Origin of the sequence: Jeotgalibacillus terrae, from assembly GCF_016908195.1 — a bacterium.
Lineage (GTDB): Bacteria > Bacillota > Bacilli > Bacillales > Jeotgalibacillaceae > Jeotgalibacillus > Jeotgalibacillus terrae.
Map to the genome: position 1 here is coordinate 68,105 of NZ_JAFBDK010000009.1, position 12,657 is coordinate 80,761.

At 43.9% G+C, this 12,657-nt stretch carries 12 protein-coding genes; 5 read left to right on the plus strand and 7 right to left on the minus strand.

Features of this window, described 5'->3' with window-relative positions:
* Positions 1-93 precede the first annotated feature (93 nt).
* From JOD21_RS10805 to JOD21_RS10815, 3 genes are read left to right on the plus strand one after another with little or no spacing between them, the layout of a single operon-like run.
* Positions 94-1,506 carry an MBL fold metallo-hydrolase gene (locus tag JOD21_RS10805; protein WP_204729626.1) on the plus strand — a complete coding sequence of 471 codons (1,413 nt, stop codon included), beginning with the start codon at positions 94-96 and terminating at the stop codon, positions 1,504-1,506.
* A 16-nt stretch (positions 1,507-1,522) separates the two neighbouring features.
* Positions 1,523-1,870 (plus strand): rhodanese-like domain-containing protein, encoded by a 348-nt coding sequence (locus JOD21_RS10810; RefSeq protein WP_204729627.1) that lies wholly within the window; start codon positions 1,523-1,525, stop codon positions 1,868-1,870.
* Positions 1,871-1,890: 20 nt separating this feature from the next.
* The gene (locus JOD21_RS10815) at positions 1,891-2,472 is read left to right on the plus strand and encodes a sulfurtransferase TusA family protein (RefSeq protein WP_204729628.1); all 582 of its coding nucleotides are present in this window, start codon (positions 1,891-1,893) and stop codon (positions 2,470-2,472) included.
* Positions 2,473-2,725: 253 nt separating this feature from the next.
* On the opposite strand, the gene JOD21_RS10820 is transcribed toward JOD21_RS10815, so the two are convergent.
* Both JOD21_RS10820 and rsgA read right to left on the minus strand, forming a co-directional pair.
* Positions 2,726-3,364 (minus strand): DUF4166 domain-containing protein, encoded by a 639-nt coding sequence (locus tag JOD21_RS10820; RefSeq protein WP_204729629.1) that lies wholly within the window; start codon positions 3,362-3,364, stop codon positions 2,726-2,728.
* Positions 3,365-3,517: 153 nt separating this feature from the next.
* On the minus strand, positions 3,518-4,558 hold the full coding sequence (gene rsgA / locus JOD21_RS10825; RefSeq protein ID WP_204729719.1) for a ribosome small subunit-dependent GTPase A: 1,041 nt from the start codon (positions 4,556-4,558) through the stop codon (positions 3,518-3,520).
* 553 nt (positions 4,559-5,111) lie between these two features.
* On the opposite strand from rsgA, the gene JOD21_RS10830 reads away from it, so the two are divergent.
* Positions 5,112-5,621, plus strand: a complete 510-nt coding sequence (locus JOD21_RS10830; RefSeq protein ID WP_204729630.1) for a DNA topology modulation protein — start codon at positions 5,112-5,114, stop codon at positions 5,619-5,621.
* Here JOD21_RS10830 and JOD21_RS10835 read toward each other — a convergent pair.
* The gene (locus JOD21_RS10835; protein WP_204729631.1) at positions 5,599-6,207 is read right to left on the minus strand and encodes a class I SAM-dependent methyltransferase; all 609 of its coding nucleotides are present in this window, start codon (positions 6,205-6,207) and stop codon (positions 5,599-5,601) included. The genes JOD21_RS10830 and JOD21_RS10835 overlap by 23 nt on opposite strands.
* Before the next feature lie 149 nt (positions 6,208-6,356).
* On the opposite strand from JOD21_RS10835, the gene JOD21_RS10840 reads away from it, so the two are divergent.
* Positions 6,357-7,913 carry a BCCT family transporter gene (locus JOD21_RS10840; RefSeq protein WP_204729632.1) on the plus strand — a complete coding sequence of 519 codons (1,557 nt, stop codon included), beginning with the start codon at positions 6,357-6,359 and terminating at the stop codon, positions 7,911-7,913.
* Positions 7,914-7,949: 36 nt separating this feature from the next.
* On the opposite strand, the gene JOD21_RS10845 is transcribed toward JOD21_RS10840, so the two are convergent.
* The 4 genes from JOD21_RS10845 to JOD21_RS10860 all read right to left on the minus strand — a co-directional run bounded on the left by JOD21_RS10845 (position 7,950) and on the right by JOD21_RS10860 (position 12,541).
* A complete protein-coding gene (locus JOD21_RS10845) occupies positions 7,950-8,441 on the minus strand; it encodes a hypothetical protein (RefSeq protein ID WP_204729633.1) in 492 nt (163 codons plus the stop codon).
* Between the two features lie 148 nt (positions 8,442-8,589).
* Positions 8,590-10,089 (minus strand): phytoene desaturase family protein, encoded by a 1,500-nt coding sequence (locus JOD21_RS10850; protein ID WP_204729634.1) that lies wholly within the window; start codon positions 10,087-10,089, stop codon positions 8,590-8,592.
* An 18-nt stretch (positions 10,090-10,107) separates the two neighbouring features.
* Positions 10,108-10,662 (minus strand): methyltransferase family protein, encoded by a 555-nt coding sequence (locus JOD21_RS10855; protein ID WP_204729635.1) that lies wholly within the window; start codon positions 10,660-10,662, stop codon positions 10,108-10,110.
* 421 nt (positions 10,663-11,083) lie between these two features.
* The gene (locus tag JOD21_RS10860; RefSeq protein WP_204729636.1) at positions 11,084-12,541 is read right to left on the minus strand and encodes a carbon starvation CstA family protein; all 1,458 of its coding nucleotides are present in this window, start codon (positions 12,539-12,541) and stop codon (positions 11,084-11,086) included.
* Between the last annotated feature and the right edge of the window lie 116 nt (positions 12,542-12,657).

A 12,657-nucleotide genomic window follows, 5' to 3' on the forward strand; every position in this document is an offset into this window, starting at 1 on the left:
GTTGCATTTATTTTCAGGAGATGATTTAATACAAATATACCCCACAGGGTATTAATAAAATCTCTGTGAAACGATCAAGGAGGAGTTTAACCAATGTTATTCCGTTCTTATTTTGATGACAAATTAGCTCAATATTCATATCTAGTAGGATGCCAGCGTACAGGCGAAGCTATTCTGATTGATCCGCCGCGTAATGTGGAACCTATTTTAGCGGATGCAAAGAAAGAAGGATTACATGTATCTGCTGCTACTGAAACACACATTCATGCAGACTTTGTTTCCGGTGCACGCCAGCTTGCTGAAAAGCACGGTGTAAAGCTTTATCTTTCAGATGAAGGTGATAACGACTGGAAATATCAATACACAGACAATCTTGATGTACAGCCTTTAACTGATGGCGATGAATTCAAGATCGGTAATATTAAATTTGAAGTGATGCACACACCAGGTCATACCCCTGAGAGTATCTCATTTGTATTAACTGACCTTGGCGGCGGTGCTGATAAGCCAATGGGTATCTTCACTGGAGACTTTGTATTCGTTGGTGATATCGGACGTCCTGACTTACTCGAAAAAGCTGCAGGTGCTGCAGGTACTGCTGAAACTGGTGCAAAGTCAATGTTCCAATCACTTCAGCGCTTCAAAGAGCTGCCTGATCACATGATGGTGTGGCCTGGTCACGGCGCAGGAAGTGCATGTGGCAAATCACTTGGCGCTGTCCCTCAGTCAACTGTAGGTTATGAAAAGCAATTCAACTGGGCACTGAATGAGCAGGATGAGCAGAAGTTCATTGATGAGCTGCTGAAGGATCAGCCTGAAGCGCCTAAGTATTTTGCTCAGATGAAGAAAGTAAATAAGCTTGGACCTGCAATTGTTGAAGATCCATCAGCTGAATGGTTCGAGCATGCTGAAGACGTTGTTGAATTCAGTAAGCAGGATGGGAATATTCTGATTGATACACGCGCTTCTAAAGAAGCTGAAAAAGGGCTTGTTCCGGGTTCAATTAATATTCCATTTGGCAAAATGCTGCCGAACTGGGCTGGCTGGCTTGTAGATTATGATGAAAATATAGCACTGATTGTTGAAAAGGATCAGGCTGAGGAAGCAATGAAAATTCTGCGTTCTATTCATTTAGATAATGTAGTGAAGCTTGCTGAGCCTTCACTGATTGAACCTGTTGCGACTGAAACGTATCAGTCTGTTGATACAGAAGAGTTTGCAAAACAGAAAGATCAGACTGACTATCAGGTCATTGATGTACGTAACGATTCTGAGTGGAACAGCGGTCGCATTGAAGGCACTGAACACAAAATGCTTGGACACCTTCGGGAAGAGGGAAAAGAGCTTGATAAGGATAAGCCTGTATTGATTCACTGTCAGTCAGGTGCACGTTCTGCAATTGCTGCAAGTGTGATGCTTGCACTCGGTTTTGAGGATGTGACACACCTGAACGGCGGATTCAATGCATGGTCTAATAACCGTCCTAAAGAAGTTGTAACCAACTAAGAAAGGGGACAGCTCAATGGAATGGATTTTAATCGGTGCAGTTGTACTCTTCTTCGTCTGGCGCATGATGCCGGCGAAGGGGATACGCACCATTTCCCCGGATGAATTGAAGTCGATGAAAAAAACAAAGGATTCCCAGTGGATCGATGTGAGAACACCTGGAGAATTCAAAGCACGCAATATGAGAGGGTTTGACAATATTCCACTTGGCAGCCTGCCTAATCAGACTGATAAGCTGGACCCTGAAAAAGAAACAATCGTTCTGTGCCAAAGTGGAATGCGCAGTGCACAGGCAGCCAAAATTTTAAAGAAAAAAGGGTTTAAAAACGTTGCGAATGTCCGCGGCGGAATGAACCAACTTTAACCGAGGAGTGTTTATATTTTATGCATGCAGATCACAAGTTAGACGCTAAAGGCATGGCTTGCCCAATGCCAATCGTACGTACGAAGAAATCAATGGCGAACCTTCAGGAAGGTGAAGTGCTTGAAATCACCACAACTGATAAAGGTTCCCTTGCAGATATGAAAGCATGGTGCAAGTCTACAGGTAACGAATACCTGTCAGGCACTGAAGAAGGAAATGTGCAGGTCCACTATATTAAGCGTGTTGAAAAGAAACAGTATGTACCGAAAACAGAACTGAAGTCTATTTCAAATGAAGAGCTTGAAGCGATTATCGCTGAAAAACCTGCCGTCATTCTGGATGTACGTGAGCCTGAAGAATATGCCGGCGGTCACATCCCTGGTGCGCATTCTGTACCGCTCGCCCAGGTTGAGAATTATATTGCAGCACTTCCTGAAGAAGAAACTGTCTATGTGCTGTGCAAGTCAGGTAAACGCAGCCAGGCAGCCTGTGACAATATCAGAGCGAACGGCCGCGAGAATCTTATCCGTGTGACGCCTGGTATGAGTGAGTGGAACGGTCCGATTACCACATCACTTGCTGCAACTGCAGGTGCGAGGTAAATAGTGTTTGTGAAACCCGGGAAGCGGAGGCTTTCCGGGTTTTTTGGTTGTTGCGGGAAGAAATTTGGCAGTGGTTCATGAAATAATATGGGGTGTTCATGACATTAGATGGTATGTTCATGAAATAACCAAGATGGTTCATGAAATATCGCTCGCCATTCATGAAATTTCAGCCCATGTTCATGAAATCGTGTATAAAGACCTACCCCCGCTCCTCCACAGCTTATCCACATAAAAATACCGGAAAGCTCAATCACTTTCCGGTATTTTTATGTGGGAATGTCATCTCCACTGACCCTTTATAAGATAAAATCGTGCCAAACAGCGGCTGGTATATGTGAATATGAACATCAAACATCTCAGTTCTCTTATTATATTCCTCCAGCACAGTGGCCCTGACGCCAAGGATCCTTGGAATCTTCATATACTTGTTACCGATATGCAGCGTCATGTCACGCGAGGTTAACAGCATACCGCCTGTCCGGGTCGCATTCAGATGAAGCGGCAGACGCGCAATCCCCCACAGATCTGTAAAGTTATCGACGGTATTCGGCTGCTCTCCTTCTTTCATTTTATCGTAGAAGCATCTGACTGCATCAGGGAACGTAAAGCTGCGTCTCCAGGACATCGCTTCACGGCCATGCCTGTCACGATAACCGGCGTTTTCCATATAAAAAGGAATCTCATCTCCACGTTCCGGAAATGCAAAATTCATTTTCACGCCTAAATGCGAGACTTTGCGGACAAGCCTGGATCCGCCTTTTATCTCATGCATCGTTCCTTTTGTGATGACTTTATAATCAGATGAACTGTTCAAAGCATACTTTTTTTGCAGCTGTGGATGGAGCTTTGTGAATTCTTCTCCCATTGCTTTTTGGAACATTGACTTCATTTGCTCGCGCCTCCTTTGAGCTTGCATGATAGATCTATTATATCACGATCGTTTTCTGAGTCCTCTATGGATAGGTCGTGCGAAGCGACCCCACTCAAAACAATGAATACAGAAAAAGCCGGGACACAGCTGCCCGGCTTCAACTTCCGAATATTACTTATAGTGGGATTTCTGAAGCTGTGAGATCTTTTTCCACTTCTTCTTTTCTAACAGCTGTTCACGCTTATCAGTTTTTCTCTCAATATAAGCAAGTTCCTTCTGCAGCTTTACGTAACTGCTATAGCGTTCCAGTTCGAGTTCCCCGTCTTCAATCGCATGACGGATCGCGCAGCCAGGTTCTGTTTCATGCTGACAGTCTCTGAACTGACAGTGTTCTGCAAGTGCTTCAACATCCTGAAACCCCTGTGTGAGCCCGCTGTCAGATTCCCATAATTGGAGCTCCCTCATACCCGGTGTATCAATGATCACGCCTTTATCAGGCAGCATGATCAGTTCTCTGTGAGTCGTGGTGTGCTTTCCTTTGCTGTCATCTTCACGAATATCATTAACGAGCATCTTATTCTCTCCAATCAGTGCGTTGATAATTGAAGACTTTCCTACTCCTGATGAACCCATGACAGCGACTGTCATTCCTTCAGCAATGTGACTTTTTAATTCATCAAGCCCGGTACCATTGTAAGCACTGGTGACCAGCACCGGCACACCCATTGCAGCCGCGCCTGCTTCTTCCGCTTTTTCATCACTGTTGTCACAGAGATCTGCTTTTGAAAGCACCACAACCGGATTCGCACCGCTTTCCCACGCTGCAATCAGATAACGTTCCAGCCTTCTCAGATTAAAGTCATGATTCAATGACATGACAAGAAAGGCAATATCAATATTCGCAGCGACGATTTGTTCATTCGTCAAATCCCCGGCTGCTTTTCTTGAAAATTTTGATGTTCTTTCAAGGATCTGATGAATCATGGCATGCCCTTCTCCGGCAGGCGTTGAGACCATGACCCAGTCACCGACCGCCGGATAGTCTTCTCTTACTTCAGCCTGGTGACGGAATTTTCCTGTCACTTCCGCTATATAAATTGATGTGTCTGTCTGTATCTTATAAAGGTTTTTGTATTCTGCGATGATTCTTGCAGGTGTGAGGTCAGATGAACCTGCCTTCTCCTGCCATTCTTTATTCCATCCAAGTTTCATTAATGTATTCAATGTTGTTTCCTCCTGTTTTCAAATCGACTTTGTTAAAGCTGGCTGTTGATCTCAGCTGTATTGAAATAAAAATGGACTTTAACAAAGTTTTAAATAAAAAAGTCCGCTGATTTGTGTGTACACAAACCCGCGGACTTCTGATGTTGAAAACAGAAAGATCCTATCCTTTAGATGGACGCCTCTAAATGGGCATACGGGTTGTGTACAATTGAAACAATGATCTTCTCTGAACGGTTTCTCATCACACATCACACCCTTTCCATTTACTTCTTGTTCATTATAAATGAAAGCGTTATGATTGACTAGCGATTTTTTAAAATAGCTCTGTTAAAGTGGGCTGTTGATTCTCGCTCCAGGGGGAACGCTTTCCGCAGGGCGTGCGGTGAGCCTCCTCGCGCTTCGCGCTGCGGGGTCTCACCTGTCACGCTTCTCCTGCTGGAGTCGTCCCCCTTCCGCTACAATCACCAGCTGTGCTAAAACAGCAATGGTCTTTAACATAGCAATTAAAATTAATTCCTTTTTTTGAATTGGAGGTCTATATATGAAGAAAATACTGGTCATCGGGTCAGGCGGTGCTGGTAAATCCACGTTTTCCAGACAGCTTGGGAAAAAGTTGTCTCTGCCGGTATTTCACTTGGATACACTATTTTGGAAACCTGGATGGGTCCAATCTGATAAAAGTGCTTTTCGTGAAGAGATTGAAGAATTAATGGAATCAGATGAGTGGATTATGGATGGAAACTTCGGCGGTACTTTAGATAGCCGTCTTCAGAAGTGTGACACAGTGATATTTCTTCACTATTCGAGATGGGTCTGTCTCAGGAGAGCGCTCAAGCGGCGGGTCATGTATCATGGAAAAAGCCGTCCGGATATGACGGAAGGCTGTGATGAAAAGCTTGATCTCGAATTTTTGAAGTGGATCTATTTTTATAATGACCGTCATGCGCCTCAGGTCATTGAAAAGCTGCGCAGCTCACAGATTGAAAACATTGTGATGCTCAAATCCCCTGCTGCTGCTGAAAAATGGCTTAGGAGCCTCTCTTCTCTTTAAATCCTACTGCCGTGACGGCCATATGCGGCCAGAAGTAACGGTAAGTCAGGGTGATATGTGCAAACCCTGCTTTTTCAAGGCGATGATAAAGATCGTTTCCTACCATCCTTGTCAGGTTCGGGCTTGCATTGTCTTCCCTTGGCTGAACGGTTATGACAATCCGTCCGTCTGATTTCAGGGAGCTGTATAATCGTTCAAGTGCCTGGTCGGGCTCTCCCCATATCGGAAAATTATTGACTGAAAGAATTTTATCATAATAATTTTCAGGCAGATGAATATGTTCCGCTTTCCCCTGCATGATTCTCACACGGCCGCTTTCGATCATCGGCGTTAACCTTTTTTCCGCACTCTCCGCCATTGAGGCAGAGGCATCGAGTCCATCTACAGTAACACCTTTTTTCAATAACTTTTCTATACATGCACCGGAGCCAAAACCGATTTCAAGGACATGTTCTCCCGGGTGCAGATCAAGACAGCCGGATGCCCAGCGGTTGAGTTTTCTATTCTCTTTCGACATAATGAAACCAGCCACTTTTCCTGCTTTTCCCTCCGGGTGGCTGAACTGCTTAAAAAATGGAACTGACATTTTCCGCACCTGCCTCATTCGTTTAGTATAAATACTTTATACTGAATAACATCATTTTAAACTTCTCAATAAGCTGTTTAGTCATTTATAGATAGGGAACTAAGTACTAAGGTGGTGCAAATAACACAGGTAATCAGAAAGGAGACGTTATGAACAAAGAGAAAAAACCGCTTGGAAGGGTATTTTACATATCCGCTGCAATCATTGCTGCACTTGTGCTGATTGGAGCATTCTTACCTAACCAGTTTGCAACGGGTGCGAATGCTGCGTTCGGATTCACAACCCAATCATTTGGGTGGCTTTACCTGCTATCTGTATTCTTCTTTGTATTATTTTTAATTTTTATTGCATTAAGCAGATATGGACGTGTAAGACTTGGTGGGGATGATGAACGTCCCGATTATCCGGTTTTCACATGGATCGGAATGTTATTCTCAGCAGGATTCGGTGTAAGTCTTGTATTCTGGGGAATCGCAGAGCCAATGAGTCATTTTTACACTTCACCGGAAGCCGGAGTTGAACCATTAACTGAAGAAGGTGCAAGACTTTCTATGGCCTATTCGTTTTTCCACTGGGGAGTCAGTCAGTGGGCTACGTTCGCCATTGTCGGGTTAATCATTGCATACTTTCAGTTCCGCAGAAAGACAAATGGTTTAATTTCAACCAGCCTTTCACCATTGATTAAAGAAGGAAAGATGAAACAGCCAATTAACCAGACAATTGATATTCTTGCAGTTATTGCAACTGTTATGGGTGTTGCGACTTCACTTGGGCTTGGTATTTTACAAATCAACGGTGGTCTGAACAGTGTATTAAATATTCCAAATAACGCGTTTGTACAGGTGATGATCACGTTAGTATTAACTGCCCTGTTCCTGCTTTCAACAACCACTGGTATTGATAAAGGAATCAAATGGCTGAGTAATATCAACCTTGGCGCAGCACTTGTACTGATGATATTTGTATTCTTTGTTGGACCAACTGTCTTTATTCTGGAAACATTCGTACTGGGGCTTGGAGATTACATTACAAACTTTGTGCGTTACAGCCTCCGTTTGCAGCCATACGTTGAAGGTACATGGGTGCGTGACTGGACGATCTTCTACTGGGCATGGGCAATTGCCTGGTCACCGTTTGTCGGCGCATTTATTGCACGTGTCTCAAAAGGACGTACAATCCGTGAATTTGTAGTCGGTGTCCTGATCGTTCCTCCGGCAATTGCAATATTGTGGATTGCTGTATTCGGTGGTACTGCATTGCACCTTGATTTATTCCAGGGCACTTCTATTGCTGAAGCTGTTAACAATGATATAACAAGTGCATTGTTCTCAACATTTGATCAATTACCGTTCTCAACTGTATTGTCAGTGCTATCAATTCTGCTGATTTTAACATTCCTGATCACTTCAGCAGACTCGGCTACTTATATTATCAGTAGTATGACAACGAGCGGCGGACTGAATCCACCGTTAGTTGTACGTATCGTATGGGGCGTATTGCTTGGTTCGATCGCCGCCGTACTGCTTGTAGCCAGCGGCCTTGAAGGCTTGCAGACGGCCTCGCTTGTATCTGCACTGCCATTTACGATTATCTTACTCTTAATGATATTTACGCTGTTTAACCTGCTGCGAAAAGAATTTCCGCGGCCAAAGTTAAAAACAGCAAAACAATTGAAAGCGGAAAGAAAAGCAAACGAAAAGAAATAATACGAAAACTGCCGGAGGCTATCCCCCCGGCAGTTTTTAATTCTCTTGCTTACTCTTCATTTCTTTTATTTCTGCTAAAATACGCGCCTGTTCCATCTCTATCTCTCTTTCTATTGATAAAGGCACCTCCCCCCGAGGCATGCGCCATCTGACGTGCCAGGGGAATAATTCCTTCATACTGTCCACATACAATTCTCCATCGCCGGGTACTTCATGTCCCACCACTTTTCCGTTTTCAATTAGCAGCTTGACGGCAAGTGACGCGCTTGAGCCTGTTTCATTTTCTGCTGCGAGAAACTCATCAAAAGCGTACCAGATATACAATTCATCTTCATTACCACCGTATACTTTAAAAGAATCGGTTACTTCCCCCTGATTATTTGTAAAAGCTACTTCTTTTTCTAAATAGGCCGATGCGTTGTCACCGTTGTATGACGGCACTGAGACCATCAGATTCACAACAGTGATAACTGCTGTGGAGAGTGCAATAACAATCAGTCCGTTCCTGGCAGATTTTTTTAATTTCATTGTAAGCCCATCCTCTGCAATCATTTCTTTTTATATTCTTCAGATTTTTGGAAAATCCTGTTTACAATGAAATTAATTTTTCGCCATATAAAAAAACTATCCGGCACATCAATAATGGCTGATGTGCCGGACAGTTGCTCAAGATTATTTATGAGGGCTGTTTTTGTGTTTCATGTTCTTTGATCAGGTCTGCTGTCAGCTGACCCGATAGCGTAACCATTGGAACGCCTCCGCCTGGATGAGTTGAACCTCCTACAAAGTACAGGTTGTCGTAGAGTTCACTCTTGGCTGGAATTTTAAATCCGCCGTTCTTTTTCTTATCTGAAGCGACGCCGTAGATTGAACCGCCGTTTGGTCCATATAATTCTTCAAGGTCTTCAGGCGTGAAGCGGTATTCAAATTCAATTGAATCTCTGAGTCCTTTCATTCCATTGCGTTCAAGCTTATCAAGGACAAGCTCGCGGTACTCTGCCCAGTCATACTTACCGTGATCTCCTTCTTTTAAAGGTGGCACGTGAGTCAGGACAAACAGATTATCTTTTCCTTTAGGTGCCTGCGAATCATCAGATCGTGCGGAGATGCCGATATAGACTGTCGGATCATCTGACGGGATACCTTTTTCAAAGATATCATGGAATTCTTTCTCCGGGTTTTCAGAGAAAAAGAAGTTATGGTGCTTCAGATCGTCAAACTGACGGTCAACTCCAAGCAGTAAGACAAGCCCTGATACACTTGGCACAAACTTTTTGTTCAGCTTCTTCGCTTCCTTCTTACCTTCCTTATGCGGTACAAGGCTGCGGTAGGCAGGGATTGCCTCAAGGTTGGATACGACAATATCTGCTTCATGCAGTGTGCCGTCTGCTGTGCGGATCCCTTTTACTTCTTTCCCTTCAATCACGAGGTGATCAACAGGCGTGTTCAGCTGAATATCCACGCGCAGTTCATTCAGCAATTGCTTCATGCCTTCAGCGATGTTATACATTCCGCCTTTCACATAATGAATGCCAAGACCAAGCTGTACATAGATCAGCTGATTTAAAATGGCTGGTGCCTGATAAGGGTTCGATCCTACATACATGACAAAGAAATTAAACATCTGTTCAAGGTACTTATTATTCAGACGCTTTTTCGTTCCATCAGCCACGGTACTTAACGGATCCATCGCCATCAGTTCTTTCAGCGTATGATGCTGCTTCAGATCCTTCAGATCAGCAAGGCTGTATTTATAGAAGCTCTTCATGCAGAGCTCGTACATATTTTCAGCATAGTGAATCAGTTCTGTGAGCTTTGCAGAAGTGTCACCTGATACTTTCTTCATTTCTTCAAGCATATCCGGCAGATCGCTGGTGACATCAATCTTAGTCCCGTCTTCGAAGAAAGTCCGCCATTGAGGCTCTACTCTTTCAATCGTTATGTAATCTTCAACGCGTCTGTGAACGCTTGAGAACAACTGCTCAAGTACCCATGGCATTGTCAGGATAGATGGACCTGTATCAAAGCTGAATCCTTTACCTTCTCTTTTATTTAACTTTCCACCTACATTACTGTTCTTTTCAATGATTTTCACATCATACCCGTCTCCTGCAAGGCGGATTGCAGCTGACATTCCCGCCAGTCCTGCTCCAACTACGATTGCTTTTTTCTTCATACTCCCACTCCCTTTTTATCAGTATATAAATGGAATCAGCCTGTATCTGTGCTTCATCCATTGTTCATATTCCGGGCCGAACTTTGACATAAGCAGCTTCTCTTCATAACGGATTCTGATCAAGAGTGTAAAGGTCAGAGCTACTGCACCAAGTACTGTTGCAATGACGCTTGTAAAGAAAAGTGTCATCCCTGTACCAATAAAAAAAAGACCTGTGTATAACGGGTGACGCAGCTTACGGTAAGGACCTGTACTGACAATCTGATCCCCTTCTCTTACTGTTACGTGACGGGTGAACTGGGCTTTCAGATGAAGGATTCCCCAGTACCTTAAGAACACACCCAGCGCGAAAAGAAGTAATCCGATCCATACCAGCGCTTCACCTGCTGCAGTCCCTCTCAGTTCCTGAAGCACAAGAGACAGCAGAATCATCGCTAACAGACTCATCAGAATATAGTAAAATGATTTCTGTTCCAAAGGGTCTCCCTCACCGGTACCCCGATTACGGAAGAATATAAATTCCCCAATCCATGCAATACTGACAACGATAAATATCCATTCAGCTACAGACATTGGCTGCTCCTTCCGCTTTCTTTAAATATATAGAATTTTCAGACTTAAAACAATGAATAAGAAGCGCGTATACTGCTGTTATTTCCTATTTCAAGCGTAAAAAAACCTTCTTATGTTGAAAAGAAGGTTTTCTTACATCTATTTATGAAAAGCTCAATTAAAGCTGACTGCTGAGTTGAGCTTCAGGGAGACTCTGAACAGTGTCCATGGGTAGGGACGGGTAAAACCTTTCGGGTCATATAAGCCGGATTACGGGTCACATGTGATGATTTACCGGTCACAATATGCTTTTTACGGGTCACAATACTCCCGATAGAGCTTTTACAGGTCACACCTGCAATTATATAGGTCATTAATTGAGTTTTACGGGTCACATCATCCAAATTACCGGTCACATCCGCCAGGATTTGTATTTTACAAATCAGGCAGAACGATCAAGTTCTTCATCTACGACAATCGGACGCAGACCTGAGTCGCTTGCGGCAAGACGCACTTTGACAGTATAGAAGAATGCAGCAATTGATGCAGCTGTGATCAGCGCAGCTCCTGCATATGCAATTTCAATCGGCAGTCTGAAGCCGATTTCTGCATTCAGGATATAAGTGAATGTGGCCATCGTAATAAATGCAGCCGGAACTGCTGCAATCCAGAAGTTTTTCCGCTGGAGTGCGAGGTACATTGCACCAACCCATAAGGCGATCATAGCGGTTGACTGATTCGCCCAGGAGAAGTATCTCCAAAGCAGGTTAAAGTCTACCTGTGTCAACACGACTGAGATAACAAACAGCGGCAGTGCAATCCAGAGACGGTTTGATATTTTCTTTTGACCCACTTTAATATAATCAGCAATAATCATACGCGCACTTCTGAATGCAGTATCCCCTGATGTAATCGGCAGAACGATCACACCAAGAATCGCAAGTGTACCGCCAATTGCACCTAGTGTTGTAATCGACACTTCTCTTACAACTGCTGCCGGTCCGCCTGCAGCAAGTACTTCATTCAGACCCTCACCACTGAACAGTGCCATACCGGCTGCTGCCCAGATCATTGCAATGATTCCCTCTAAGATCATCATGCCGTAGAAGATTTTTCTTCCCTGGCTTTCTTTTTGAGTCGTTCTTGAAATGATCGGTGACTGTGTTGCATGGAACCCTGATAGTGCACCACATGAAATGGTCAGGAACAATAGCGGGAACACCGCGAGTCCACCCGGATGCATATTTTCAAATGTCATCTCAGGAATCGGATGTCCCTGAACGATCAACGCACCGCCAACTCCAATTGCACTGATGACAAGCAGTGCACCGAAGATTGGATATAGACGGCCAATGACTTTATCGACCGGAAGTAATGTTGCCACAATGTAATACAGGAAGATTGCTACAACGATTGCACCCATTGTTACCCATGCAGGTGAAATATCTGCGATCAGGGCAGCAGGTGCAGTGACAAATACTGTTCCTACAAGTACCAGCAACAGAATTGAGAATGCATTTACAACATGTCTGAAGGCTTTTCCAAGGAACTTTCCTGCAAGTTCTGGGAGGTGAGCCCCTCTGTTTCTGATTGAGATCATGCCTGTTAAGTAATCATGAACGGCTCCGGCAAAAATACAGCCGAATACGATCCATAAAAATGCAACCGGCCCGTATAGTGCCCCCATAATTGGACCAAAGATCGGACCGACCCCTGCGATATTGAGCAGTTGAATCATTGAATTTCTTTTTGTATCCATCGGCACGTAATCCACACCGTCAGCATTGGCATAAGCCGGCGTCATACGTTCTTCCTTCACCCCGAATATTTTCTCTACAAACTTACCATACGTAAAATACCCAACAATTAATAGAGCAATTGCGACGAGAAATGTAACCATTTATCTTTCCCCCTCATCATTTTTGTATCCGCTTTCATTTTATCTGCTCTGTTCATTTTTTGGACAAAATACGGACAACGTGATACAAATCCGGTTTGAAAAGTAAAAATAAACGC

What these genes read in the sequence shown, in the direction of transcription:
- JOD21_RS10805 (WP_204729626.1), top strand. Translation starts at nt 94, where the DNA reads ATGTTATTCCGTTCTTATTTTGATGACAAATTAGCTCAATATTCATAT.
- JOD21_RS10810 (WP_204729627.1), top strand. Translation starts at nt 1,523, where the DNA reads ATGGAATGGATTTTAATCGGTGCAGTTGTACTCTTCTTCGTCTGGCGC.
- JOD21_RS10815 (WP_204729628.1), top strand. Translation starts at nt 1,891, where the DNA reads ATGCATGCAGATCACAAGTTAGACGCTAAAGGCATGGCTTGCCCAATG.
- JOD21_RS10820 (WP_204729629.1), bottom strand. Translation starts at nt 3,364, where the DNA reads ATGAAGTCAATGTTCCAAAAAGCAATGGGAGAAGAATTCACAAAGCTC.
- rsgA (WP_204729719.1), bottom strand. Translation starts at nt 4,558, where the DNA reads ATGAAACTTGGATGGAATAAAGAATGGCAGGAGAAGGCAGGTTCATCT.
- JOD21_RS10830 (WP_204729630.1), top strand. Translation starts at nt 5,112, where the DNA reads ATGAAGAAAATACTGGTCATCGGGTCAGGCGGTGCTGGTAAATCCACG.
- JOD21_RS10835 (WP_204729631.1), bottom strand. Translation starts at nt 6,207, where the DNA reads ATGTCAGTTCCATTTTTTAAGCAGTTCAGCCACCCGGAGGGAAAAGCA.
- JOD21_RS10840 (WP_204729632.1), top strand. Translation starts at nt 6,357, where the DNA reads ATGAACAAAGAGAAAAAACCGCTTGGAAGGGTATTTTACATATCCGCT.
- JOD21_RS10845 (WP_204729633.1), bottom strand. Translation starts at nt 8,441, where the DNA reads ATGAAATTAAAAAAATCTGCCAGGAACGGACTGATTGTTATTGCACTC.
- JOD21_RS10850 (WP_204729634.1), bottom strand. Translation starts at nt 10,089, where the DNA reads ATGAAGAAAAAAGCAATCGTAGTTGGAGCAGGACTGGCGGGAATGTCA.
- JOD21_RS10855 (WP_204729635.1), bottom strand. Translation starts at nt 10,662, where the DNA reads ATGTCTGTAGCTGAATGGATATTTATCGTTGTCAGTATTGCATGGATT.
- JOD21_RS10860 (WP_204729636.1), bottom strand. Translation starts at nt 12,541, where the DNA reads ATGGTTACATTTCTCGTCGCAATTGCTCTATTAATTGTTGGGTATTTT.